Annotated in this window: 23 protein-coding genes, 1 pseudogene and 1 riboswitch; of the genes and pseudogenes, 13 read left to right on the top strand and 11 right to left on the bottom strand. The window is 42.7% G+C overall.

Annotated elements, in window-relative coordinates:
- Positions 1–62: 62 nt before the first annotated feature.
- The 4 genes from AS29_RS08805 (at position 63) to AS29_RS08785 (ending at position 5,528) form a co-directional block, all read left to right on the top strand.
- A complete protein-coding gene (locus AS29_RS08805) occupies positions 63–392 on the top strand; it encodes a YqzG/YhdC family protein (protein ID WP_035404967.1) in 330 nt (109 codons plus the stop codon).
- A gap of 104 nt (positions 393–496) precedes the next feature.
- Entirely contained in the window at positions 497–1,165 is a 669-nt protein-coding gene (locus tag AS29_RS08800) for a GNAT family N-acetyltransferase (RefSeq protein ID WP_035404966.1), read from the top strand.
- 211 nt (positions 1,166–1,376) lie between these two features.
- Positions 1,377–1,484, top strand: a riboswitch (SAM riboswitch).
- 131 nt (positions 1,485–1,615) lie between these two features.
- The gene (locus AS29_RS08795) at positions 1,616–2,962 is read left to right on the top strand and encodes a Na+/H+ antiporter NhaC family protein (RefSeq protein ID WP_035404965.1); all 1,347 of its coding nucleotides are present in this window, start codon (positions 1,616–1,618) and stop codon (positions 2,960–2,962) included.
- Positions 2,963–4,412: 1,450 nt separating this feature from the next.
- Complete coding sequence (locus tag AS29_RS08785; RefSeq protein WP_051860543.1) at positions 4,413–5,528, top strand: acyltransferase; 1,116 nt, start codon at positions 4,413–4,415, stop codon at positions 5,526–5,528.
- Between the two features lie 53 nt (positions 5,529–5,581).
- Here AS29_RS08785 and AS29_RS08780 read toward each other — a convergent pair whose 3' ends face one another.
- Genes AS29_RS08780 through AS29_RS08760 form a run of 5 tightly spaced genes read right to left on the bottom strand, consistent with a single transcriptional unit; the run spans position 5,582 to position 9,852 of the window.
- Positions 5,582–5,884 carry a hypothetical protein gene (locus AS29_RS08780; protein WP_035404962.1) on the bottom strand — a complete coding sequence of 101 codons (303 nt, stop codon included), beginning with the start codon at positions 5,882–5,884 and terminating at the stop codon, positions 5,582–5,584.
- Complete coding sequence (locus AS29_RS08775) at positions 5,881–6,174, bottom strand: hypothetical protein (protein WP_035404960.1); 294 nt, start codon at positions 6,172–6,174, stop codon at positions 5,881–5,883. The genes AS29_RS08780 and AS29_RS08775 overlap by 4 nt, the downstream gene beginning before the upstream one ends.
- Complete coding sequence (locus AS29_RS08770; protein ID WP_035404958.1) at positions 6,152–7,276, bottom strand: GerAB/ArcD/ProY family transporter; 1,125 nt, start codon at positions 7,274–7,276, stop codon at positions 6,152–6,154. The genes AS29_RS08775 and AS29_RS08770 overlap by 23 nt, the downstream gene beginning before the upstream one ends.
- Positions 7,277–7,288: 12 nt before the next feature.
- Entirely contained in the window at positions 7,289–8,464 is a 1,176-nt protein-coding gene (locus AS29_RS08765; protein ID WP_035404956.1) for a Ger(x)C family spore germination protein, read from the bottom strand.
- The gene (locus tag AS29_RS08760) at positions 8,461–9,852 is read right to left on the bottom strand and encodes a spore germination protein (protein ID WP_051860542.1); all 1,392 of its coding nucleotides are present in this window, start codon (positions 9,850–9,852) and stop codon (positions 8,461–8,463) included. Before AS29_RS08760 ends, AS29_RS08765 begins: the two co-directional genes overlap by 4 nt.
- Before the next feature lie 527 nt (positions 9,853–10,379).
- On the opposite strand from AS29_RS08760, the gene AS29_RS08755 reads away from it, so the two are divergent.
- From AS29_RS08755 to fabF, 6 genes and pseudogenes are all read left to right on the top strand, one after another.
- On the top strand, positions 10,380–11,048 hold the full coding sequence (locus AS29_RS08755) for a cobalamin B12-binding domain-containing protein (RefSeq protein WP_035404954.1): 669 nt from the start codon (positions 10,380–10,382) through the stop codon (positions 11,046–11,048).
- Positions 11,026–12,132, top strand: coding sequence for an ATP-binding protein (locus tag AS29_RS08750; protein WP_082883781.1), 1,107 nt, complete (start codon positions 11,026–11,028; stop codon positions 12,130–12,132). The genes AS29_RS08755 and AS29_RS08750 overlap by 23 nt, the downstream gene beginning before the upstream one ends.
- A 134-nt stretch (positions 12,133–12,266) precedes the next feature.
- On the top strand, positions 12,267–12,401 hold the full coding sequence (locus AS29_RS21945; protein ID WP_331712019.1) for an RAxF-45 family protein: 135 nt from the start codon (positions 12,267–12,269) through the stop codon (positions 12,399–12,401).
- Between the two features lie 138 nt (positions 12,402–12,539).
- Positions 12,540–14,366 carry a ribosomal protection-like ABC-F family protein gene (gene abc-f, locus AS29_RS08745; RefSeq protein ID WP_082883787.1) on the top strand — a complete coding sequence of 609 codons (1,827 nt, stop codon included), beginning with the start codon at positions 12,540–12,542 and terminating at the stop codon, positions 14,364–14,366.
- A 159-nt stretch (positions 14,367–14,525) separates the two neighbouring features.
- Positions 14,526–14,897, top strand: a complete 372-nt coding sequence (locus AS29_RS08740; protein ID WP_035404952.1) for a DUF4181 domain-containing protein — start codon at positions 14,526–14,528, stop codon at positions 14,895–14,897.
- A gap of 110 nt (positions 14,898–15,007) precedes the next feature.
- Positions 15,008–16,274: pseudogene (fabF, locus tag AS29_RS08735) on the top strand (beta-ketoacyl-ACP synthase II).
- A gap of 117 nt (positions 16,275–16,391) precedes the next feature.
- Here the strand turns inward: fabF and AS29_RS08730 are convergent.
- The 4 genes from AS29_RS08730 to AS29_RS08715 all read right to left on the bottom strand — a co-directional run bounded on the left by AS29_RS08730 (position 16,392) and on the right by AS29_RS08715 (position 19,366).
- Positions 16,392–17,087, bottom strand: a complete 696-nt coding sequence (locus AS29_RS08730) for an LrgB family protein (protein ID WP_051860540.1) — start codon at positions 17,085–17,087, stop codon at positions 16,392–16,394.
- Positions 17,077–17,454, bottom strand: a complete 378-nt coding sequence (locus AS29_RS08725; protein WP_035404951.1) for a CidA/LrgA family protein — start codon at positions 17,452–17,454, stop codon at positions 17,077–17,079. The genes AS29_RS08730 and AS29_RS08725 overlap by 11 nt, the downstream gene beginning before the upstream one ends.
- A gap of 57 nt (positions 17,455–17,511) precedes the next feature.
- Positions 17,512–17,880, bottom strand: a complete 369-nt coding sequence (locus AS29_RS08720; protein WP_051860547.1) for a carboxymuconolactone decarboxylase family protein — start codon at positions 17,878–17,880, stop codon at positions 17,512–17,514.
- 586 nt (positions 17,881–18,466) lie between these two features.
- Entirely contained in the window at positions 18,467–19,366 is a 900-nt protein-coding gene (locus AS29_RS08715; RefSeq protein WP_035404949.1) for a LysR family transcriptional regulator, read from the bottom strand.
- Between the two features lie 350 nt (positions 19,367–19,716).
- On the opposite strand from AS29_RS08715, the gene AS29_RS08710 reads away from it, so the two are divergent.
- The gene (locus AS29_RS08710) at positions 19,717–20,328 is read left to right on the top strand and encodes a flavin reductase family protein (protein ID WP_035404948.1); all 612 of its coding nucleotides are present in this window, start codon (positions 19,717–19,719) and stop codon (positions 20,326–20,328) included.
- A gap of 38 nt (positions 20,329–20,366) precedes the next feature.
- On the opposite strand, the gene AS29_RS08705 is transcribed toward AS29_RS08710, so the two are convergent.
- Positions 20,367–21,599, bottom strand: a complete 1,233-nt coding sequence (locus AS29_RS08705) for a M14 family metallopeptidase (protein ID WP_035404947.1) — start codon at positions 21,597–21,599, stop codon at positions 20,367–20,369.
- A 287-nt stretch (positions 21,600–21,886) separates the two neighbouring features.
- On the opposite strand from AS29_RS08705, the gene AS29_RS08700 reads away from it, so the two are divergent.
- Entirely contained in the window at positions 21,887–23,242 is a 1,356-nt protein-coding gene (locus AS29_RS08700) for a methyl-accepting chemotaxis protein (RefSeq protein WP_442854522.1), read from the top strand.
- Positions 23,243–23,331: 89 nt separating this feature from the next.
- A complete protein-coding gene (locus AS29_RS08695; protein WP_035404945.1) occupies positions 23,332–23,910 on the top strand; it encodes an NAD(P)H-dependent oxidoreductase in 579 nt (192 codons plus the stop codon).
- A gap of 38 nt (positions 23,911–23,948) precedes the next feature.
- Here the strand turns inward: AS29_RS08695 and AS29_RS08690 are convergent, their stop codons facing one another.
- Positions 23,949–25,706 carry a glycoside hydrolase family 66 protein gene (locus tag AS29_RS08690; protein WP_035404944.1) on the bottom strand — a complete coding sequence of 586 codons (1,758 nt, stop codon included), beginning with the start codon at positions 25,704–25,706 and terminating at the stop codon, positions 23,949–23,951.
- Positions 25,707–25,770: the final 64 nt, after the last annotated feature.

The raw sequence follows: 25,770 nt of genomic DNA, 5'->3' as shown, positions 1-25,770 counted from the left end.
AATGCACGTCTTTTTTTTGCGGTTTGCGCCAACCTAAAAGAAAAAGGGATGTGTTACGTAATATGAAAAAATGGATTTCCTGTTTTCTTATAGCAGGTATACTTGCAGGGATAGCTGAGCCTAGGCTTGTTTACTCAGCACACCAGCAGGAGCCCGCATATGCTAAGTGGTCTAGAATAGCTATACAAGAGGTTAAGCGTAAGTATCCGGATGCCAAGCTGCTTGATTATAAGCATATTGGCCGTGAAAAAGTGGATGCTGAATTGGCAGCAGAAAAATTTAAGCTTTGGGTTCGCCAGGGCAGCAGGGAATTCGGATTATTTGTAACAGTTGAATTTAATGAAAAGACCCAGAAAGTAAAATCCATTCATTTTAAAGAATCCGAAAGTTGAAGCGGAAAGCAGACCATCTTTAGTGGTCTGCTTTTTTAAAAAGGTTTCTAAATCTCAAAAAGCGGTATTAGTTACTATCTAAAGTATTGAGACGGGGGAAACCAATGTACAGGAAGGACTTTTACGTTTTCGATGAGAATGGACCAACGCCTGCAGTTATTCGGAATTATATGGAACCGGATTTTGAGGGGCTGATTCGCATTCAGCAAGAGAGCTTTCCTCCGCCTTTTTCTTCTGAGCTTTTGTGGAATAAGGAGCAGCTGAGCAGCCATGTGAATTTCTTTGCAGAAGGAGCGCTTTGCATAGAAGTAAATGGAGAGCTTGCCGGTTCCATCACCGGTCTAGTAATCAATTTTGACCCGGCTTATCCGGATCATACGTGGAAAGAAATCACAGATGATGGATACATACGCAGCCATCAGCCTAATGGAAACACCTTATATGTGGTAGATATAGGTGTCCGTCCTATGTATCGGAAAGCGGGACTCGGGAAGTGGCTTATGTCCTCTATGTATGACGTGGTTATTTATAAAGGGCTGGACAGGCTCCTTGGCGGAGGGAGAATGCCAGGGTATCAAAAACATGCCGGGAAAATGACCCCTGAACAATATGTTGATGCGATAGTTAAAGGAGAATTGAAGGATCCTGTCCTCACATTTTTGCTCCGCTGCGGCAGGACGCCAGTGAAGGTGATCCGCAATTATATAGAGGATGAGGAATCCTTCAATTGCGGAGCATTAATGGAATGGAAAAATCCATTTACGAATCGATAGCAATAATTGTAAATGTTTGAGTGCGATAATATTTTTGTGCATGCGATACACGGCCCTGGCATATAGGAAATGAAAAGGTTTTCTATCTATCTGAAAAGGTTATTATTTTATTGGAAAAGTAAAATTCATGCATTTTTTTGTTTGACATTTTCTCTGACAGCCCTTAAGGTAGTAAAAGATTGTTTTTGAAAAACCCTTAAATAAATTCAACTTCTTATTATGAGAGGCGGAGGGACTGGCCCTGCGATGCCTCGGCAGCGGACTTTTTTAAAGAGTGCTGTGCCAAATCCAGCAAGCTCCAGAGCTTGGAAGATAAGAAGAGTGTCCTGATTATTGTGTATTAAGGCCTCTTCTTAAAAGGATAAGAAGGGGTCTTTTTTATAAGGTGAATCTTCTGGCATTATAAGATTGCTCATGCTGGAAAAATCGAATAGCAGTGAGGTGGAGAAAATGGATTTGAAAGATGGAGCGAAAGGAAATCCGCTGGCGCTGCTGCCATTGCTGGTTTTCGTAGCATTGTTTATTTTAGCGGGTGTCATAACTGGAGATTTCTACAAGCTTCCAATGGTTGTAGCCGTTTTAGTAGCAGTAACTGTGGCACTGTTCATGAATAGAAAAGAAAACCTGACCTCGAAGGTTGAACGATTTGCTAAAGGTGCAGGGCAAACGGATATTATGATTATGGTGTTTATCTACATTCTGGCGGGGGCTTTTTCTGAAGCTGCCAAAGGAATGGGAGCGGTTGAATCAACGGTTAACGTGTTTTTAACCTATTTTCCTCAAAGCTTTTTAGTAGTAGGACTTTTCATTATTGCAGCATTTGTATCGATTTCAATGGGTACATCAATGGGAACAATTGCGGCACTTGGACCAATTGCAGCGGGAATCAGCGGTGAAACCGAAATACCGGTTGCCCTGGCTGTTGCTTCTGTTATTGGAGGAGCTATGTTTGGAGATAATTTATCCTTTATTTCCGATACAACAATCGCCGCTGTCCGCACACAGAAGACTGAAATGCTGGACAAATTTAAAACGAACTTTTTCATCGTCCTGCCTGCAGCGATTGTTACGGTTATCGTGCTGTTTACCATCTCACTTGGAATGGACTCAGCCGTCAATCCGAAGGAATTCAGTTTTGTTAAATTGCTCCCTTACATTGGAGTACTCGTTGCAGCGCTCGCCGGCTTGAATGTAGTCGCCGTGCTTGGAGGCGGAATTGTCTTAACCGGGATTATTGGGCTGGCAGACGGAAGCTTCAATATCCTGACATTCTCTCAAACGATGATGAAAGGCATCTCTGGAATGTCCGAGCTTATCATCCTGTCCGTTCTTATTGGCGGTATGGTAGAAATTATCAAGCATAATGGAGGAATAGCCTTCCTCCTGAACGCTATGACAAAAAACATCCGTACAAAAAAAGGCGCAGAGTTTGGAATTGCAGGACTTGTCAGTGCAACAAACTTTTCAACTGCGAACAACACAATCTCTATTATTACAGCAGGACCGCTTGCGAAAAATATTGCCGATCAGTACGGCATTGACAAACGAAAATCAGCCAGCATCCTGGATATTTTCTCATGCAGTGTACAAGGACTGATTCCATATGGAGCGCAAATGCTTGCCGGAGCTCAGCTTGTAAAAGCATCTCCATTAAGCATTCTCCCGTACACATTCTATCCGATGCTAACCCTTCTATGCGGTATTTTAGCCATAGCATTCGGCTTGCCTAGATTTAAACAGAAAGCTGGAACCCGTAAAGCAGAAGGGGCAGAACTGAGCGAAAACTATACCAATTAATATCTGAAGCGGTACCCTCTTATGGGGTATCGCTTTTTTAAATGGGTGAACGCTGTGAGCAGCTAAGGGAACAACTGACAAGGGCAATTTACGACTGGGCAACTACGTGGGGGGGAACGGCTAAATTGAAGAATGGAACGGCTAAATAGTGTGGGCAAATGGACAGAAAAAAAGGAACGGCTAAATTCGGTTGCCGATTGGCTAAATAAGCGGGGGGAACGGCTAAATTGAAGAATGGAACGGCTAAATAGTGTGGGCAAATGGACAGAAAAAGAGGAACGGCTAAATTCGGTTGCCGATCGGCTAAATAAGCGGGGGGAACGGCTAAATTGCAAGCTGGAACGGCCAAATAGTGTGGGCGAATGGACAGAAAAAAGAGGGATGGCTAAATTGGGTTGCCGATTGGCTAAATAAGCGGGGGGAACGGCTAAATTGCAAGCTGGAACGGCCAAATAGTGTGGGCGAATGGACAGAAAAAAGAGGAATGGCTAAATTGGGTTGCCGGAACGGCTAAATAAGCGGGGGGAACGGCTAAATTGCAAGCTGGAACGGCCGAATAGTGTGGGCGAATGGACAGAAAAAAGAGGAATGGCTATATTCGATTGACGGACCGGCTAAATAAGCGGGGGAATCATGAAACAACCGACTGATATAGAGTGGGAAGCGGCTGGAAAAAGATCCCGATCGGCTGGAAAAAAATTTTGGCTGGAAACTCAGTGAAACCGGCTGGAATTTAGAGAGAACCCGCTTATATAGAGTGGGAAGCGGTTGGAAAAAAGTCCCGATCGGCTGGTAAAAAAATTCTGGCTGGAAACTCAGTGAAACCGGCTGGAATCTATAGAGAACCGGCTGATATAGAGTGGGAAGCGGCTGGAAAAAGGTCCCGATCGGCTGGTAAAAAAATTCTGGCAGGAAACTCAGTGAAACCGGCAGGAATTTAGAGAGAACCCGCTTATATAGAGTGGGAAGCGGCTGGAAAAAGGTCCCGATCGGCTGGTAAAAAATTTTTGGCTGGAAAATCAATGAAACCGGCTGGAATCATGAAAGAACCGGCTGATATAGAGTGAGAACCGGCTGATATAGAGTAAGAATTGGCTGAAGCTCGGACTCCCTGATGGGAAGAAATCCCACTAGATTCCATTGTTTCTGCTAAATTCGACAATTTTCGCAAACCTCTTATTGGTGGTCATTACAATCCTTGATATACCGCGATTCTGCCTTTTTCAACAATTAATGACAAAAACACCATTTTGTAAACATCTTTGTTAGTAGATGACTATTTGCTTATACGGGACAGCAGGGAGATAACGCTTACAATCTGAAAGTCTCTATCTTAAGACCTTGAATCGAAAACGAGACCAAAGAAGCCTTTTGATAGAACGCCACCATTTCGGCAGCTTTTCAGCTTAAAATGATGAAGGAGTCTTTTTTTAATAAAGGAGTGATCGTTATGGCAAAAGAGGCCAGTCAGAAGAGCGGTAAATCTTATTTGTTTGAAATTCATTTCCTGCGTGCCTTTGCTTGTTTAGCTGTTGTGGCGGTACACGTTTCCGCAACAAATTCTGGTATGAATAATGATACGTATGATTGGTTTTCGTATTTCCTGAACCAGATCGGCCGATTCGGCACACCGATTTTTGCGGTCATCAGCGGTTTTCTGTTGTTTTTACAAGTACGGAATAAAGGATTTCAGTTTGGAAAGTTTATGAAATCACGTTTTTCAAAGGTTATTATTCCTTTTATTTTATGGAGTGTTGCATATCGTTATATGATGTACGTTTATAACGGCCAGGGATTTGGCGATCCGATAGAGGAAATCGGGGGCTTTATACAAGGAAATGCGTTTTATCATTTGTATTTTATTTCAATCGTAGTGCAATTTTATCTTGTTTTTCCACTTCTTCAAAAGCTGTTTAGAACGCAGACGACGATTCTTATTTTCTTGTTTATTTCCTTCTTAATTAGTTACAACCTATACGGAATTAAACCTCCGTTTGAGGGTCCGATTGGAGAATTCATTGCAAGCAAATCGTTTATGCCAATCTGGATTTTCTATTTTGCATTCGGTGCATTCCTTGCCTATTACTGGGAGGGTATCCGCAATTACGCGCTGAAGCGTCCGATTCAGATGCTGATTCTCGCTCTAGCCGTTTCAGCTGGAGCGGTGATCGAGTACAAGATGAAGGGGTATGTATCAAACCGCAGGATCTCAAACCTTGCAAATATTCCGCTTCTAAGTATCGCGACTATTGGGATTTATCCGCTTCTCTCTAAGTTTTCAATCATAAAGCAGCCGCTTGTGCTCATTGGCAAGTACTCGATGGGAATTTACCTGATTCACCCTATGGTGCTTTATTTAATGGCGAGGCATCTTCCGGAACCATATTGGAATGTTCAATATGTGGGCTTAATGTACATTGCCGTTATGATTATCTGTGTTGCTGCAATCAGACTGATTACATTTGTTCCGCTTACAACGTTCCTATTGCCTGTGCCGAAAATCAAGAAAACAAGCCGGGAAACTCCTATCAATCCTGCAGATGCCAGTGCAAGACAATCTGCTTAATAAAGAAAGAAGAGCTCAGTGGAATCCACTGGGCTCTTTTTAATTATAAAAAATTAATTTCTCGAATCCATAGTGAAAAATCTCTTTTTAACCCAAAATGGCAATTTGGCAAGCCTTATAAAAATTGAAAAAGCAATCCATAGCATCCGGTATAAAAAAGGACCGAGCGTAAAACTTATATTCACAATCGTCTCACCATTTCTTCCGCCAGAGACCCTGCATAATTTGCCCATACTCAAAATCATGACCATGAAGATTCCGAACGGCATAAACCGCAGCAGCAGTTTTTTCTTATTCACTAGTACAAGGGTGAATAGGAATAAAATAGCCATCAGTCTCTTGTTATTCTGGTTCAAGGGTTTTTACCTCCTTTAGCCGCTGTCTTCTGCTTCTTTTTTCCATTCTTAATGCTGGTGATATATAGATAAATCACAATCATAAGTGCAAATATCAGCAGGGAAAAAAGGTCATTCATGGAAGAAGTCTTAAGCTCGTAGCTGAACGTTTTGATCACCATGCTCCATGAATAGCCTTGATAAAAATCGATAAGGACCATAGAAATCATCAGAAGAAGGACGATGAGTAAAGCAAAGAGGACGGTCTTGATCTCTGTCATGATTTTTTTAAGCTTCTTTAGGAACTTCATTTGCCGCACCCTTCTTCTGAGTTCTTTTTTTCTTAAGCCAAAGTATGGCTAAAATGATGGCTGGACATACAATTTGAAAGGGGACATGAAGAAAATAAGGCACGAATATGAGCCCTTCCTGAAAGTGCTCATATTGAGTATTGGCAATAAACAGGGATGAGGCAATCATGGCCACTCCATAGATTAGCACGGGAGGTATGGGATTTTTGGTTCCTGTGATTTCCATGGTGCCTCTGAGTGCTGCATAGAAAAACATGAACACTTTTGTAAATCCCACAATAATCATAAGAACGACCACAATTGAATCAAGACGCTGAATAAAATCCGATATATTGATCAATGAGACGGTAGCTAGAATCGGAAATACGAAGCTTTTTGTCATTTCTGCTCCAAGAATGGAAACATGGAGCAGTGCAGTGGTGCTCAAAATCAAGGTGGCGAAAAAGATAGAAGAAAGGGTTACTTTGATAAGCTTGGCACTTTCCTGAACGAGCGGAAAGAACATCGTGAAAACGACCATCTCTCCAAATGGAAAAGTCATGATCGTAGGGAAAATTGTTTTCAATATCGGCATTGGACCATTTTCTGCAATCGGCAAAAGTTCATGAATGTCCACAATTCCTGAGATGATTTCAAATCCTACTACGATAAAAAAGGGGATTGTGATTCCAAAAAATAATGGTTTTGAGACACCGGCAAATACATGAAATCTTTTAATGGCTAAATACATCACAGCAAGCATCATAAAACTGCTGATCACGATTAAAAAGGTTTCATCATAAGCGGTGATGATCAGCAATTCACCAAAGTCTCTGAGGACACGTGCACAGATGTATAAAAAGTACAGAACGTAAAGAGAGGAGGCGATCGTTCCGGCTTTCTTTCCCAGGAGCATGATGAGAATTCCAACCATCGTTTTTTTACCTGAAAGCTTAGACAGCCCTATATACATTAAAAACAGCGGAATACTTGCTGCGTAGCCAAGCAATACCGCAAGCCATGCGTCCTTCATCGCCTGCTTTGCAGGATCCAAAAGAATTGCACTGCCGATTTCAAATATGAATATTAAATAAAACATTTCCTTGGCAGTCACTTTGCTCATACTGATCCCTCTTTACATATGACTTTCAACCACGCCGCCTCTCAGCAGTTCAGTAGAAACATCTACGCTGATTTCAGCTTCCTGAAAGAACTGATCCCAGTGATCCTCTATTTCTTTCCATTTCTTTTTATCCTGGGATGCCAGTGTTTGTCCGAATCCAAAAATATCTGAATGATGATTCTGTGCAATTTGTATAGTTCGCTCTATTTCCGTTTTGAGCTTGCTTGTCATTCTTCTTTCCAAATCCCGTATCATCTCTTCTGTAAGCTTTTCTTTTTTCATGCAGCCGAGGGAGTACAATTCACTCCTCGTATGAACCCGTATGCGGATTTTAGCTTTCCCATCTTTGACTGAGACATCCGTATAGGATTTTGAAAAAGGCAATTCGTATGAGATGTGCTCATGGTCACAGGGCGCGTTAACAAATGTCCGCCGGATTTGATTTTGAAGGATCAGCATCGCCTTCGTTTCCTCTGGCCCTATCCAGTAAAGCAGCTTGGAATCCTTACCGAAAATAGCGGTATACCCGACAGCGGTCGAAAAAGGCTCACTCTGTTCGAGGTTTTCCTGTTTAGTAAATACCTTTGGATCGCCATGATTAAATATTCCAGGCATAACGGCATAGGTTCCTTTACGGTCGTTCGCTTTTGCCCAATCGACGATGTTGACTTTTGTAACGGTTCCGTAATTCTCCATATTGTTCTCGAGCTTTCCGATAGCGGATAAGGCTGGAACCTTCGTTAAAGGAGGAAGGGCAGACAGCACCTCCAGTGCTGTCTGATCCTTTGCTGTCAGAAGCAAAAGGCTGCTTCTAATTTCAGAACCGCGTTCCAAATGTTCGATAATTTCGTTGATTCCTCTTTTAGCCATGCTCTCACCAATAACCACCACAGATAGATGGCTGTAAAAAGTCCTCCTCGAAATTTTAGAGACGGCTGCCTGAAAAGCTTCGTTAATGGAAGGGCCATCACCAACCATGTTAATAACCGGTACCGCTTTTCCGCCAGGTGACATTCCGGCACCGGTTGATATTTCGCTCGGATCTACAAGCTGGAGAGTGACCTGATATCCATCACCTGCTTCATCCATTCCAATCCCGATGACAATCGACATATCATTCAGCTCCTGCTGGGTTCCGCATGATGATAGGATTGGGAGGACGCAGAGCATGACTATCCATTTCTTCACGAATTGCCGCCTCCTTTTTCAGCCTGTGTCCCTTTCGACATGTAGGGAGTTCCTAGAGTCGTAAGGTGATAAAGGTGTCCCATGAACATAATGGTGGCAAGCATTAATCCATAATAGCCCAGGAAATAGGTAACAAACATTAAAATGAAGCGGACCATCCTGGCTGTAATGGCTAAACTGTAATTCGGCAGGGTGAAGCTTGAGATGGCCGTGATGGAAACGACAATTACTACGGCTGTTGAAACAAGTCCTGCCTGTACGGTTGTTTGGCCGATAACAAGTGCTCCCACAATGGAAACGGCTTGACCGATTGCTCTGGGAAGTCTGACCCCGGCTTCCCTTAATATCTCAAAGGTTACCTCCATGATGAGTACCTCAATGAGTGCAGGAAAGGGTACACCCTCCCGCTGAGAATAAAGACTGATAAGCAAAGATGTAGGGATCAGTGCCTGGTGATGAGTAATCATTCCAATATAAATAGATGGAGCAAAAACGGATAGGAAAAAAGCTGCATATCTCAGAAATAAAATAAGCTTGCCTGCCATTTTGGATTGATATTGGTCCTCGGGAGAGTAAAAGTAGTGCTTAAAGCTTGTGGGGCATAGCAATACAAAAGGCGTGCCATCCACGAGCAGCGCTATTCTTCCGGCAATCAGACTGCTTACAACCTCATCTGGTCTTTCCGTATTGTTCATAGTGGGAAACAGCGTAACTTGATGATCTTGCAAAATCCTCTCGATGTAACCGGATTCCAAAACGATTTTTGATTCATTGCTTGTTAATCGCTCTTTTACCAATCTTAGAGTCTCTGGACTTACTTTGCCTTCGATGTACATAAGGTTCACTTTTGTACTCGAAACCTCGCCGATTACATATTCCTCCAGCTTAAGATCCGGTGTCTTCAGCCTTCTGCGGATAAGGGCGGTATTTGTCCTGAGGGTCTCATTAAAACTTTCTTTTGGCCCCCTGATGACCATTTGTGAGGATGGCTCCTCCACCGCTCTGCGTGCTCCCCCGGTGGTTTCGAGGTCAATAAATCCTGAATATCCTTCAATCAGCAGAACCGTATGTCCCTCCAGAATCGCTTGGACGGCTTCCTGGCAAGTGGAACCTGCTGATAGATCACTCGCTAATACCCTTTGGGTCAGTTTTTTGAGGAAATCTTTTTTTAAAGGAAGCTCATTTGCGTAGAGTAAAGGATGAAGCACTTTTTCAGTAACCTTTGTGTCATCAGAAATCCCTTTCAGCCGAATAAGACAGCCCTCAACTGCAGGCTGGGAAGGAAGCAAAAGAGAATGAAAGGATAAATCCTGCATCGTGTGCAGCGCGTTGATAATCGTCTGTTTGTTTTGCTTTAAGCTTCCCGCCAAGCTTTCCTGCGGATTCATTCCAAATCCTCCTTATCATTCCTTTTTCTACTAACTATTGTTTGTTGAATCATTAAATTTATGTAACAAAGCAGGACAAAAACCTTATTATTGAGGAGGGTATGTTACCATTGGCATAGGCGATCTTGATCAAAACAACAAGTTGTTTATGATTTTCACAATCTCTAAAGGGTTTTAAAGATTGAACCTAGAAACATATAGTGAACCTCAAAAAACTTCTCAGCTTGTATATCCAGGCTGCACACTCCGAACAAATTCCTTCCAATTCGATATATACCGGCATCCTTCATCCAAAGAAGGAAGAACTGGTACAGAGGCCGCGGCTATTCTTTCCTGGATTAATTAAAAATAGTTTTCCGGATTTGGTTTTGCCTTAAAAATTAATGGGTATTGATGAAGTTGTTCTAATATGAAAAATGAGGCGAACATACCATCTGGTTTTTGTTCGTAATGGTACCTAAAGGAATTCACATATGTTACCCTTTAGTAGACGGGCTAACAAAATCACTAAAGGCAGGTGAGGAGAAATGAAATTTCAAGTAGAGGAGCTTAGCAAGCTTTTATTAAATGGAAAGGTTATGAAAGCCTGGACCTATTTAGAATCAGTTACATTCGGTAAAGACAGTATCGAGTTCTACGACGCTCTAAAAGAAACGATGTACTATATTGGCGAGCTTTGGGAAGAAAATGTAATAACAGTGGCCGATGAACATGTAGCATCACATGTGTGCAAAAATCTGCTTTCCTACAAGTATTACCACATGATGAAACATCCGCATGAGGTGAGGCCGCTCAAAAAGAAAAAAGCGATGTTTTTCTGTGTGGAAGGTGAGGAGCACGATTTAGGCGTTCATATGATAGCAAATTATTTTCAGGAGAACGGATGGGAATCCCAATGCCTGGGTGCGAACCTGCCACTTGAGCATGCGTTGGATTTTGCAGACAAATACCAGCCTGAAGTCATTGGGATTTCGGTAAACATAGCCTATAATCTGCCGCTAATCAACAAGTATATATACGAACTGGAAAAATTGCCTTTCGGACCTACTATTATGGTAGGAGGAAAGCTGGCTGAGAGCCATGATCTTGAATTTCATTGTCCTCCTAACACCATGGTCATCCGTAATCTGACGGAAATTGAGGATTTAATTAAATATATAAGGACTGTTCAACATGGAAATGCAATTAATGTCTAATAAATATGAAAAAATACCATTTTCCTACTTCATGGTTGATCGGAGACTGAACATTCTTTCTGTTTCGAAGAGAACGTTCAGTGAATTCGATGAGACCGGAAATTTCATTGATATTGTAGGAATAGGCAGTAAAAAAAAGGCGGCTTCGTTTATACTGGATACGCCGTCGATTTCCAAGATTGAACTCAACATGAAAACGAAAAACAAACCGCTGTGTTTGTTTGACATATACATTCAGTATGAAAATAAAGACACGATTCACATCTTCTGCATCAATAAAGAGGATTCTCTGGAGCCTGTTTATCAAGCGATGAAGAATCTTGAAGCAGATTTGATGAAGGCAAATATGTCATTAATTGAAAAAAATACACAGCTTGAAAAATCCCTTAAAGAGATGAAGGAGATTGCCGTGCAGAATCACCATCTCCGTTCATTTAAGGAGATTGCTGCCAGCATCTCAACTGACATATCGAGCCCGCTTACAAGCATAAAAGGATTCTTTAACCAAGTGAAGCCCCACTTGATTGATCCAGATGATAAAAATCTTACATTCGAGGGGCTCAGCCGGGCTAATCATGACCTATACGAGTACCTGTTTGATGAACGTCCGCCCGTCATGTCGAAAAGGAAGGTTTTGCTTTCCCAGCTCCTTGATGATGCGGCAATGACATCAAAAAGAGAAGCGATTCATTTCGGCTGTGAGGTGCATTATCAGGCCAATCTGAAAAATCCGGTTCTTTTTGTAGATAATAAGAAAATTAAGCAAGTAATCTTGAACATCGTTAGAAACGCAATGGAATCATTTTTGAAGGCTGACGACTGTGAAGGAAAGATTGAAATCTTCACAAATCTGAAAGCAGATTCCATTGAAATTATTATTGAAGACAATGGGTGCGGAATAGAAAATGAAATCCTAGAGAAGCTCTTCATCCCATTCTCAGCAACTAAAGAAGCAGGCAAAGGTTTGGGACTTGCCGTCAGCATGGAGATTCTTAAAAACCACGAAGGCAAAATTAAAGTAGACAGCGAAAATGGCCAAGGGACGAGAGTTACAGTCATCCTGCCCTATATGGAAGTTTATTAGAAGAGTACTCGTGAAGGGTGCTCTTTTTTGTTTGCAGGAAATGCCAAAACATAAATGCAAAAAAATAGAATTGTCAGAAAAACACTTTTTGTATATACTAGTACTAATTACTGTTCGAAGGAGGTGGAGAAGAGATGAAACGTTCTGTGATTGCATTGGCTGAGAGATTGAGTTTCCTTTATTTGTGCCGTGCGATTTTTCATGCTGCAGCTGCCAACGGGATAAGTCTGTCCTTTTTTCGCAACTGCATAGCTGAACCGGAATGTTAAGAAGATCTCTTATCCGCCTAAATATCTGTGCGATTAGGGAGGGCTTGTTAGCTCTCTCTTTTTGTGTCCGTATTTATAGGTTTTTTAAACAGCTATGCTCCTTTAAATAAAAAAACCATTGAAAAAGGAGTAATAATGATGATTATTTGTTCGGGTCAAAATATTTCCAAGTCCTTTGGAGGACACATGCTGTTTGAAAACGTATCGTTTGAAATACATGAAAATGACAGGATTGGATTAGTCGGAAGGAATGGAACAGGTAAGACAACTATTTTTAAGTTAGTAAAAGGGATCGAGGAACCTGACGGGGGTGTTATTTCCATTCGCAGGGGGGCGAAAACGGGATATCTTGCGCAAATTCCGAAATCTAAACAGGGAGAAACGGCAGAGGGAATGCTGCGGAGAGCTTTTACTGAATTGCTTGCTATAAAAGAACAGATGACCATACTTGAAAAAGAGATGGCATCTGCCAATTCGTTTGATTTAGATAGGAAACTTACCCAATACGGCAGCCTGCAGGAGCAATTTGAAAGGGGTGGAGGATATGAGGCGGATGCCAAGCTGAATAAAGTGGCAGCAGGACTGAGAATCAAAGAGTTGCTGAATCAGCCTTTTCATTCGCTGAGCGGAGGAGAAAAGACGAAGGTCGGACTCGGGCTGATTTTGCTTCAGGAGCCTGAACTCCTGCTGCTAGATGAACCGACAAACCACTTAGATATACATGCTGTGGAATGGCTTGAACAGTTTCTAAAGGAATACAAGGGAACGGTGGTTCTCATTTCTCATGACAGGCAATTTCTTGACGAAACATCAACGAAAATTATGGATTTGGACGAAGGGGAAATAACGGTCTATCCCGGCAAGTACTCGAAATTCATAGATAAAAAACAGAAAAGGCTGCTAAATGAATTTCAAGCCTATCAGGAGCAGCAAAAAAAGATTAGAAAGATGAAGGAAGCGATCAAGCAGCTTAAAGAATGGGCGAATCAGGCAAATCCACCGAGTGAAAGCCTTCATAAACGCGCTCGGAATATGGAACGGGCATTGGAACGAATGGAGAAGCTGAAGCGACCGGTTTTGGAGCACAGGAAAATGGGTCTGCAGTTCGAAGGCTCGGAGCGAAGCGGCAAAAGAGCAATAACGATAGAGGGTGCAGCGAAGGAATTCAGCGGGAATAAACTTTTCTCGGAAGTAAATTTAGAGATCTTATACCGTGACCGTCTGGCAATCGTCGGAGAAAATGGATCAGGCAAGTCTACTCTTATCAGGATGATTTTAGGTGAAGTGAAGCCGGATTGCGGTATAGCACGGCTCGGCAGCAGTGTAAAGGCAGGATACCTTGCCCAGCAGCTGATTTCTGCAGCAGAGGGGAAAATGACCGTTATCCAATATTTTCGTGAAGGCCTTTCCATGATTGAGGAAGATGCAAGACACACGTTGGCAAAATTCCTTTTTTACGGTGCGTCCGTTTTCAAGAATATGGAAAACACAAGCGGAGGAGAACGGATGAGAATCCAGCTTGCGAAGCTGATGCAAAAAGACATCAATCTTTTAATACTGGATGAACCGACAAACCATCTGGATATTGAGTCGCGTGAGGTATTGGAGGATGCAATTGAGCAATTTGATGGGACCGTACTGGCAGTGTCCCATGATCGATATTTTTTAGAAAAACTGTTTACGAAAACAGCTTGGATACACGGAGGCAAGGTTTATCCATTTGAAGGAGGCTACTCCTGGACGAGAGAAAAAATGGAGCCTGTTTTCGCGGCCGCCGCTGAACAAAGCACGTTTTCTGCACCGCCAAAAGTACCAGCAGCAAAAGAAATGACGGCGGAGGAAATTGAGGAAGAGCTTATAGCCATTGAAGAACGGCTGAAAAGCCTAACTTCTGAATCCAGAGATTTCTCTGAATTAAAAGCCAGATGGGGGAAATTGTACGATCAGCTGGATTCGATCATATAGTTCAAGAAGATGACGTCCTTTCACTTGAAGGGACGTTTTTTCTTTTTCAGCTCTCAGCAGGTTTGAATTTCAATCATTTCCTCTGATTAGGGTGCTTATGAAAAATAAATTCTGTTATCTTCTATAATATGGTAAATTCATGATGGGGAGGTGGAGTCATTGCCTTGGGGCTATATTCTTGTGGTGATTATCTTGATTCTCTTACTTTTCTGGAGAATGGAAAAGTGGCTAATAAAGAAGTTTAAGATTGATCGGGGAGAAGGATGGATTTACCGCAGTATAAACAATGTGCACCGCGCTGGAGAAACAGCACTCTTTATTATGTTCTGGGTCGTTTTAGCAGCTGGTATTATTTTTTCTTATTCTCCGGGTATCATAGCATTTATCTATTCTATGGTTCTTTGTCTCTTCCGGGCATTCATGGAATGGAAATATGTCAGGGAGACTAGGAGACATATCCTGTCGCTGTTTGGGGTTGTTGTTAGTGGTTTCTTTTTACTAGCTTTAATTGCTATGCCATTCTTTGTGTAGTCTGCTTTCCCTGCAGGGGCTCGTGCAGTTTGCAGGAATAATGATAAAAGGCATGCGCCTTAATGGTGCATGTCTTTTGTTTTGTAAAATATTGTATTTATGTTAATTAAATGGTAGAAAGGGAGGAAGGGGGGATTTGTTTGAAAAGGGTGGTTGTTACCGGAGTTGGAGCTGTAACAGGGATGGGAAATAGTATGAAAGCAACATGGGATTCTGCTGTACAAGGCATTTCAGGGATTGGGGAGCTAACCCGGTTTGATACGTCCGGATTCTCAGCGAAAACGGCTGCTGAGGTGAGGGATTTCAGGTTATCAGATTATGTAAAAGTGAATGACCGTCATCGAATGGACCGGTTTGCACAGTATGCGATTGCTTCATCGGTGATGGCTGTTCAGGATGCTGGAATTCAAATCGGGATGGATGTTGAATCGGAGCGGATTGGTGTATGGTTTGGGACAGCCATAGGGGGGATTGAAAGCTTTGAAGAAAGCTTTAAGAGTTTGCAGGAAGGGGGGGTACAAGAGCTTGTATCCCTTTGCAACAACAATGGTGATATCCAACATGGCATCAAGTCAGGTCTCTATTGCGCTGCAGGCAAAAGGAGTGAACAATTGCACGGTTTTATCCTGTGCATCCGGTGCAAGCGCAGTGGGAGACGCAATGAGGGTCATACAGCGGGGGGAGGCTGATATGATGATTGCCGGGGGAACGGAAGCTTCTATTACCCCCCTCGGTGTTGGAGCGTTTTGTGCGATGGGAGCCATTTCTGCTAATCCGGATCCAAATACGTCCTGCCGCCCTTTTAGCCGAAACCGGGATGGGCTGGTGATGGGGGAAGGGGCGGCAGCGCTCATTTTGGAGTCACTTGAATCCGCTATAAATAGAGGGGCGGACATATATGGAGAAATTACAGGCTATGGCTCAGCGGCAGATGCGTTTCATATTACGAGCCCGGCATCAGGGGGAGAAGGAGCAGTAAGAGCAATGGAGCTGGCACTCGGGCAATCCAGACTGGATAAGGAAGAGATCAAATATATAAACGCTCACGGGACAGCCACGATTTACAATGACAAAATAGAAACTGAAGCAATTAAAGGGTTTTTCGGAAAACACGCGTATAACATTCCAATCAGTTCAACTAAGTCCATGACGGGCCATATGATGGGTGCAGCCGGTGCAATTGAGGCAATCTTCACTTTAATGACATTAAAAACAGGAGTGATTCCTCCCACCTTGAATTTGGATGAACCGGACCCGGATTGTGATTTAGACTACGTACCTGGGGTTGCTAGAAAAACCGTTTTACATGCGGCAATGAGCAATTCCCTCGGTTTTGGCGGTCATAATACGGTCCTTGTATTTAAATCCGTTCAATAGGGATTTTTCCCAACTCCCCTGCTGGAGCAAAATGGAATTCAAAGAGCCTATTAAAAACGGCATCCATTATAAAAGACATAAAAAGCTTGCCCTGCAGTTTAATCAGGTACAAGCTTTTTAAGAAATAAACCGAAGCAGAACCGGGATTAGGGAGTATCCCCACAGGAGGGTAAGAAATCCAGCTAATATCATGGACAGGCTGGAAAATGTTCCTTCAAGTTCTCCATATTCCATAGCTTTGGATGTTCCGACCCCATGGGCAGCCATACCGAGCATCAAGCCTTTTGCAATCGGTGTTTTTATGGACATCCACTTGATGATAGAAGGTCCAATGATTCCTCCGATTATTCCGGTTATGATGACAAAAACGGTGGTGAGTGCAGGAAGCCCGCCGATTTCCTTCGATACTTCAATCGCGATTGGAGTCGTTATGGACCTTGGCAAAATACTGATTATCCAGTCTCCATTTATATGAACCCATAATGCAAGAAAAAAAGAAGTGAGAATGGCAGCTACAGAACCGGCCGTTACACTAAAGAAAATTTCAGCCGTGTATTTTTTAATCAGGCCAGCATGCTTGTAAATCGGTACAGCAAATGCGACTGTAGCGGGACCGAGCATATGCGTAAGCAGCCTCGAATGCTCCATATATTCTGAGGCCGAAATGTCAAATAGACGAATCAGGCCAATTAGTATAATGGGACAGACCAGGAGGGGATGAAGCAAAGGGAATGCATGTTTTCGATAAGCGAATTTGCCAAATTTATATACTAGATAAGTGATAAGGGTTGCAAGCATTAGCTCAATCAGCATCTGGAACGGCCTCCCTTCTGCGGTTATTAATTCTCTCTGCGGTAAAGGCCGTTGCACCCATAACCAAAAACGTGCTGATTAGAATGATGCCAAGCATTTGAAGCCCAATCCAGCCGAACAATTCTGTATAATCAACAATCCCAACGGCAGACGGAACGAAAAACAGCAGCAATTCTGCGAGAAGCCAGGCTGCTCCTTTTTCGACCCACTCCAACTTAATGATCTTAAAAGTCAGGGCAAGGAGAAGAATAGCCATCCCGATCATGCCGGATGGAATTGGAAGAGAAAACACTCCCGTAAGCCATACTCCAAGAAAATAAAAACAATGTATAAAGGCTATCTGGCTAATAAGCAGAATCCACTTCATTTCAATCCCTCCTTTCTCATGAAACAAAGAGCCCGGACAGGCTCTTTGTAAACGTTATTACTCTTCTTTTTTATCGTCCACACGCTGAGCAAATACTTTCTTTGCAACAGCCAGAGCGTTCAAAACCTTAGGGAAGCCTGTGTATGGAACAAGCTGAATGATGGATTCCGTAATTTCTTTAGGAGTCAATCCGGCTGTTAAGCCTGTATTTAAGTGAAGCTCCAGCTGCGGCTCTGTCCCTTGTGTGACAAGGGAGGAAATTGTAACAAGCGCTCTTTGTTTATTCGTTAATCCCTCGCGTGAGTAAACCTCTCCATAGGCAAAATCAATAATCATATCTCCGACATCAGGAGCAATATCCTTCAGCTCATCTACAATCCGCAGATGTGTTGAAATATCATCATTCGTTTTTAAAGTGTACTCCATAAGCTTATCAAGGCCTTGCTGATGGCGGTCAAATGTTTTAGACAATGAATATTCTCCTCTCTGTTTCGCTCTATGTATAACGATAGCATGGAGGAATGCTATTCGTGAAATATATAAATATTATAAGTGGTATAACTTTTGGTTATGGTTGGGATCCGGGCAATCTTTGCTGATATGAATGGATACGGGGGCTGGTAAAGTCAGTTTTTAACTTTGAATGTTTTCGCAAATATTGTTATTTTGGCAAACAGTTCGACGAGGTTGATGGCGGCTCCAGGCTGCTTGCTTATCCTTGGGCGGGCGGTGAGTCTCCTCGGCGCAATCGCCTGCGGGATCTCACCTGTTCCGCTGCTCCCAAGGGAGGTCCGCCGCTATCAAGTAATCTTATTTTGAATCTATCTTTTTTTTACAACACAACCAGTACTAAGAACTAACTTTATAAAATGGATTGGATCTGGCTGATTTCTGCTCCAATCAGCCTAACCTATACCTGTTCAAATTTCTCGTTAATAAAAAAACCCGCCCTGATGCGTTCCGGCGGGCAATTTTAACCATTTCCTCTCAGCAGGACTTCTTAACAGTTTTTTCATTCCCCCATCCGAAGCCGATCCTTCATTCCAAGAATAAAGTCAATAAAGGCTCTTCCAGCAAATGTCGTGTATTTGTCTTTTGCTATGATGATGGCGAGCCGCCAGGGAATGGCTGGGTTTTGTATCGGTATTTTTCTAATTTGACTGCTTGTGATACGGGTGCATATGGACTGGGGGAGGATTGTGACACCGATTCCCGCAGCAGCCATTTCGGACATGAAATCCCATTGGGAGCTTTGAAATAGAATGTTCGGTTCGAACCCTGCGTTGATGCAGTATTCACGCATCAGCTCATAAAGGGCAAAGTCTTCGCTGTAAAAGATAAAGTTTTCGCTGCTTAGCTGGGAAAGCTCCACTTCGCTGCTTGAAGCGAGAGGATGGGATTCGTTTACAAGAAGAACCATTTCTTCGTCCACGATTGGGTAGGTCCTAAAGCTTTCATCGTCTACAGGAAGAACGGCTACCCCCATCTCAATTTCCCCTGCAAGCACACTTTCGACTACCTTTTTCGCTCCAAATTCAGTAATGTGAATCTTGATATTGGGATGGGCTGAGTGAAAGGCTGCGAGCACCTTTGGGAAAAAGAGGCTTCCGATAATAGGCGGTATTCCTATTTTAATGGTTCCGCTGCTGAGACCCTTCACATCGATGACAGAGGAAAGAATATCTTCTTCGATTCCGATCATTTGGACAGCGTGCCTGTATACAGAATGGCCGGCATCCGTTAGTTCAAGCCCTTTATAATTGTGTATAATCAGAGGCACACCAAGTTCGTCCTCGAGAGATTTAATCATTTTGCTTAAAGCAGGCTGTGAGACGAGCATTTTTTCTGCCGCTCTAGTAAAATTTTTTTGTCTGACGGCTTCTACGAAGTATTTCAGCTGTCTAAGTTCCATAGGTCACCTCTAAAGATTATTGGTTTAACTGTAGCCGTCTTTCTGCCGCCTGTCAAAAGTAGGAGCCATGCTGAATACGATAATGGAATGAACAGGCTCTGGAACAGTAGATTTAAAAATTTAAGATAACGCAGGTCGGGCGATTATAGGTTCATGAAAACGGGTAACAGCCAACAGAGGCAATTAACCGCCAATATTTCAAGAAAAAAAGAGGCTCCTTTTTATAAGCGCCCAGACCTTCCTGGATTCGTACATAATAAAACTAAGCGGGAATGCAGTCGAGAAGCAGCAGCCAATTAGAGGAGATCCTTCTGTCTGTTCTTGTAAGTGACACGAAAGGATGAGTTAACGTGATTTCTATTAACCCTAACGATTTATCTGCTTTAGAAAATTACAAGCTGCTGATTGGCAGTGTGATTCCAAGGCCGATTGCCTTTATCACCTCCATTTCGGAAGAGGATGTAGTGAATGGTGCGCCATTCAGCTTTTTTAATGTAGCCTCATCTGAACCACCTCTGCTGACGATTGCGGTGCAGCGAGCTGAAGGGAAAATGAAGGACACCGCCCGTAATATCGTGAACAACAAGGAATTTGTTATTCACGTAACAGATGAGGAGAATGTTAGAAGCATCAACGAAACATCAGCCCCTCTGCCGCCTGACCAAAGTGAAATCGACTTTAGCGGCCTCACCTTGACACCGAGCCAGCAGATTCAAGTGCCAGGAATTGAGGAAGCAAAAATCCGCTTTGAATGCGTCCTGGAAAAGCATTTGGAACTTGGAGGCAGAGAAGGGGAGCCTGCTGTTGATTTTATTATCGGGCGCGTTGTGCAGTACCATTTTAAAAAGAATGTATACAAAGAAGGAAAAATCATGGAGAGAGAGCTTGGAGCCGTCAGCCGGCTTGCCGGTACGAAATACGGGAAAATCGGGGAAATCTTCTCTATGGAACGTCCGAAATAAAAAGCAGGAAGCCAATAAAATGGCTTTCTGCTTTTCTGTTATAGAGCTCCTTTATAAGTTAGAACTCCAGTCATTGCCTGTTTAAAATCCTGGATGGCTTTTTCGCGCCATTTCGTTTCATATGGATAGAAAAGTTCTTTGTAGCGTGCCTGAATAATGCATTTGCTGATCTCGCTCGAAGCGCCATATTGGTAAAGCTGATTTTCTTCAACCGTACGCTTAAGAGATTGAATGGAATCGAGCGTGCCGTCTCCAAGTGTCCCAAATTCAAAGGTTGTGGAGTAGAATGCTTTTTCCGGTGCTTTCTCTTTTGCAAGAGCGGTAAAGTACTCGGTTATATCTCCAGTGGATGCGTAAAAATCTTCAGAATCCGGTGTCAGGACAAGCGGATATTGGTAGGCTGCCTGAGCCTCATATTGTGTAAGCGTTTCTGCTGATGAACTGAAGATGCTCATTTGGTAGCGCGGGCCGTACCCAGTGTGTAAATCAATATGAATAATTTGCTTATAAGGAGTCGAGAGAATGCTTTCAAATTCCTGCTTCATAAATGCCGTTGATTTTTCATCCTTTGTTCCGCCGTAGTACACGCCTTTAGGGTTTGTGTATTGACCGGTGAGAAGAGCCCCTTGTACTTTGTCTGTACCGGCAGTTAAAGCCGTTTTTGCTAGAGAAGCTGTAAATTCTGCATCATGAGCAACAATGCTTCCGATTTTGCGATTCGGTTCGAAAAAGTTTTCCAGCTCTTTGTATGTTTTATTGCTGTTCAGGTCGAACTTGCTCCAGTCTTCAATGAAGTTCCTGTTCAAATCTACGTTGTTCTCGTTGTAGCGGCGGAAGTTCTTCATGCCCCAAGGGTTGATGGAGTGGACGAGATAAAGACCCGTCGTATCAGGATTCAATTTCTGAATAAATTCTTTCATGAAAACATCCTGCATAGCGGATCCTGTATAGCCTTCAATTCCATGCGTACCGCTAGATAAGACAATCAATGTATCTTTTGATTTTGCTGCATCAGCTTTTAAAAGATCAATTGCTAAGTCTTCGGAATCAGAAATCCGAAAGCTCTGTTTAGCGGTCTTTTCCCATCTTGATTTTAAGACAGTTTCATAGGTGCGGAAGCGGTCTCTGGACTGCTCATACGTTTTAGGAAAGCTTGATACAGTGCCTTCCATGGTACTGGCTGTACTTGCTGCAAGCAAGTGGTTGGGAATGACAACATTCAATAGAAATAGAGCGGCAATCACTGAAAATAATACTTTTTTTGCTTTCATAAGATCCTCCATTATTTGAAAATAGCTGTTTTTATAGCCTAATGGTATTATGGACTATATACCTATTAGTTTCTACATAAAATGTGGAATTTCTGGAAAATATGCCGATATAAATGATAATGTGAAATGAAAGAAGGGGTTTCAAGGTGGAAGAGTTTCATTTGAAAAAGCGGAATCTTAAAAATGTATCAGCTATATTGTTTAGATTGTTTTTAATTGCAGGAATTATTTTCTTTGCCAACAGTATTATCCAGAAGATCCTCTATGGCATTCCGAAGATTACCTTCATGAATGTTGCCTATAATTTTCTGTTCCTTTTGTTTTTGTATCCTGCCCTGCACTATAAATTTAAGAAAAATGATGAACAGTTTAAGAGATTGGCAGTCTGGACCATGACGGTCTTTGCCTTTTTGCTGAATACCGATTCGTGGGTGAATGTTCCGTTCGTATGGCTGGTCCCGCTCGGTATCGCGGCACTTTTTGCCGATTCCAGACTGATGAAAAAGGCGTTTTACGTTTCCCTTCCTTTAATTGTCGCTGCGCAATTTGCCCATCTGTATCTTGCTGATCCGATGGACATCGAGACAAGCATGCAGCGCAGTATCCTGACGGCCGTTTATTACGGTGTTCAATTCCTGTTTGTAGGATTGCTGCTGTCAAACAGCACGAAACGGTTTGATGGAATGCTTTCGGAAAGTGAATTGCTGAAGGATCAAATGAATGAAGTGCTGAAGAAAAATCAAGTAACATCGTCCGAAATCGGCAGCCATGTAGAAGAATTAAATATGAATATCTCCGATACGAGCGGAGGAATCACTCAGATAAATGATGCCATCCGGTCTATTCATACGGATTCCGTTCATTTTCAGGAGGATATGAGGAAAACTTCTTCAGATATGAAGTCGATGGTCCAGGAGCTTGAGTCCTCTAAGGATCTTACTGACCGGATTTCAGATTATTCCGGAAGGATCAATGGATTAATTCAGATTAATAAACAGCATTTAACGAATGCCATTGACAGTATTAATGAAGTGAAAGAATCATCAGGGAATTCAATTAAACACGTGGAGCTTCTTACGGAAAAAACATCTGAGGTTGAAAAGGTCCTGATTGCCATCAGAACGATTGCTGATCAGACAAATCTGCTTGCATTGAATGCGGCCATCGAGGCAGCAAGAGCAGGGGAACACGGAAAAGGGTTTGCCGTGGTAGCGGATGAGGTTCGAAAGCTTGCGGAGCAATCTTCCCAATCTTCCCATATCATTCAGGACATTTTAAAGGAAATTCTGAATGCAAAAGAACAGGTTTCACAGTCTCTTCATAAAACATCTGACATGATTAATGAGAGTGTTGCTGTCATTTCAAAAACGACTGCTGATTTTGATAAAATGGCGCACATTCAGACGGAGAGTGAAGACCATTTAACGAAAGTGACAGAGCGTTTCGATCATTTGGCAGGCAGAGGCGGAGAAGTTGGGGAGGTTATCGGATCCCTTCAAAATCAACATGAAGACAATGAAGATAAGATTGCCGCAGCTGCCTCGGCTATTGAGCAAATCAGTGCCTCCATCCAGCAGGTATCTGCTTTTGTAGAACAAGTGGATTCAAAGGCGAAGTACCTTGTAAATGAAAAAAATGAATAAGCTTAGGGTTTGAGTGAATAATACGGGCAGGCAGGTATCTAGAATGACCGGACATATGTGCGGATTGTTCCTCAAGGGAGTCTTCGCTTATGAAAACACTGATTATATTCGCTCATCCAAAACTCGATAGCTTCAACGGGGCGATACTGGAAGCAATAATCGATGAATTAAAGGTGCTGCAGTCGGAAATCAGAGTGCGGGATTTGTACCGGATTGGATTTCAGCCAGTACTTCACGAGGATAATTACTCTGAGTTTTATCAGACAAAAATTCCGGCTGATATATTGGAAGAGCAGTCCTATCTGCTTTGGGCAGAACAGATCATTTTTATTTTTCCGACGTGGTGGTCAGGCATGCCTGCTATTTTAAAAGGTTATATCGACCGGGTGTTCTCGAATGGATTTGCTTTTAGAATGATTAAAAACGGAACAGAGGGACTGCTTAAAGGAAAAAAAGGGCTGATCATTCAGACAACCGGACAGCCGGAACAGAAACTAAAGCCATCTCAGCTGACCATGGCCATGGAAACTGCAATGGATTATGGAATCTTTCAAATTTGCGGAATTGATACCGTATCCCATCAGTTTTTATATGGGGTTACCCTCTCAGATCATGCAACCAAACAGAGAATGCTCCGGGAAATCCGGGATATTATTCAACTGCTATAAAAAAGCCGTTTCCTTAGAGGAACGGCTTTTTGTTTCGGTTAATATTCCATGACAAGCATCGTCCAATATGTGAGCGAAGGGACGGTAATGGCTACATTCTCATCTTTTTGCGAGAAGTGTACGGGAACAGGAGCAGCTTGACGGGAGTCGGGTGATGCAGCCCAAACTTTCTTGACTGGCCTGTCTTCCTCCACATTCAATTCAATCCCGTTAATTGTGTCTGGTTCTGGCTGGGTCCCTTCCGTATCACGCCATTCCATCGAGTCAGCCTTAGTGAAGTTAATCATATGAATCATACGGTTCTTCCCGTCAGATTTTGAGAATCCCCATACCTTTCCCTTTTCAGGTTCTGAGGTAATTCCAATATCAGAAGAAGCTTTTAGCGGCAGTTCCTTCAATCCATCTCCCCGGAGCAGGTTTTGATAGGCAACGAGAAAATCGTAATAGGGAATAAGCTGTTCTTTGAAGCGTTCTGTCATGTTCAAATTTTCATTCGGGAAATATTCACTCGAAAGCATATGCTCTCCCAGTTCCAAATGAGAGCCTCCTGAGGAAAAGATGACGCTGTTTGCAAGCAGCACACCAGGTACATTAAAGTTTCCTGGCTTTTCTTTTGAGAGGTTATAGTTCATATAAGCTGCAAGAACCGTATTTTTCCCGTCTGAATAGTCAGCGTTGTCATCTATGATTTTTTTCAGATCCTTATACTGTTTATATTCATCCCATACCTCCGTGTACATAAAGTCAACGGGAGTGGTTCCGATTTGTTTCTGGCCATACTGATTGACGGCGTTCATGACAAGGGATTTATCAGGTGCTTTGCTTTTTCCGTGATGAAGGAATTCGTCAAATTCTTCTTCAAGATTCAGGCGGTTTCCATCATAATCATATACCTGCCCCCTAGGGCCCAGCTGGTCAATATGCCACCCATCGAACGCAAGATGCTGATAAATTTCGTTTTGCTTTGAAAGAATGTATTGCTGCCATTCCGGGTTTCCTGAGTTCAGTAAATACACATTGCTTTTCCAGTCCTCCGGGAGCGGATGAATGTCTTGTTCGGCGTGATTTTCATCCTTATAGACTCTCCATTCATCCTTGACTCCATCCGGTCCGGCATCTTCATATGTGCCGTATATCAGGTTGTAAGCCATCGTTTGCATATTGAACTTTTGAGCGCTGGCAATATAGTCTTTTAGTGCAGCGACAGAAACCTCCCGATTTGCGATATCCTCCCACTTTGGCTGAATCCCGCCATTTTCGGTTTTAAGCGGATTGTGGTGTTTGTACTGCCAGTCATAAAATTGAAGACCATTTATATGATAGCGATTTAATTGCTCTAAGACTGATGAGGATTTTTCACTAGCCTTATCAGAGAAATCTGACAAGAATCCATAACGGGGAAACTTGCTCCAATCGCTTGATACGTCTATCCCAATTGTAAACCGCTGTCCGTCAATAACCGTCTCCGCTAAATATCCCCTATAGTCATCCTTAGGAGGAGACCAGTCCCAGTTTGTTTTGCTTTGACTTAGAGGAACAGTCTGGGAATCAACTGGAGAATCCAGGTGGTAGTAACGGATGGTTGCCGTTGTCTGCTTTGATTTTGTGGGGAGTGTTAAAGAGAAAGAGACGGTTTCCCCAGGAGCAAACCGTGCCTTATTAATATCTAGCTTTGCAGCAACTTCCTTTTCTGGTGAAGAATCAGGCTTGGGCTGAAGGGAAAAATAAAGAAGAAACATGCCGAGCACCGCCAATGTAAGGATTAATATAGCAAGGGTGCGAATGTGGCCTTTCATAAAGAATTACCTCCATAATAAGAAAAGGGACTGCCGGTAGTACACCAGCAGTCTCTTTAATCAT

Source organism: Bacillus sp. SJS, assembly GCF_000732485.2.
Classification (GTDB): Bacteria; Bacillota; Bacilli; order Bacillales; family Bacillaceae; genus Metabacillus_B; species Metabacillus_B sediminis.
This window is presented reverse-complemented; position numbering and strand designations above follow the sequence as displayed.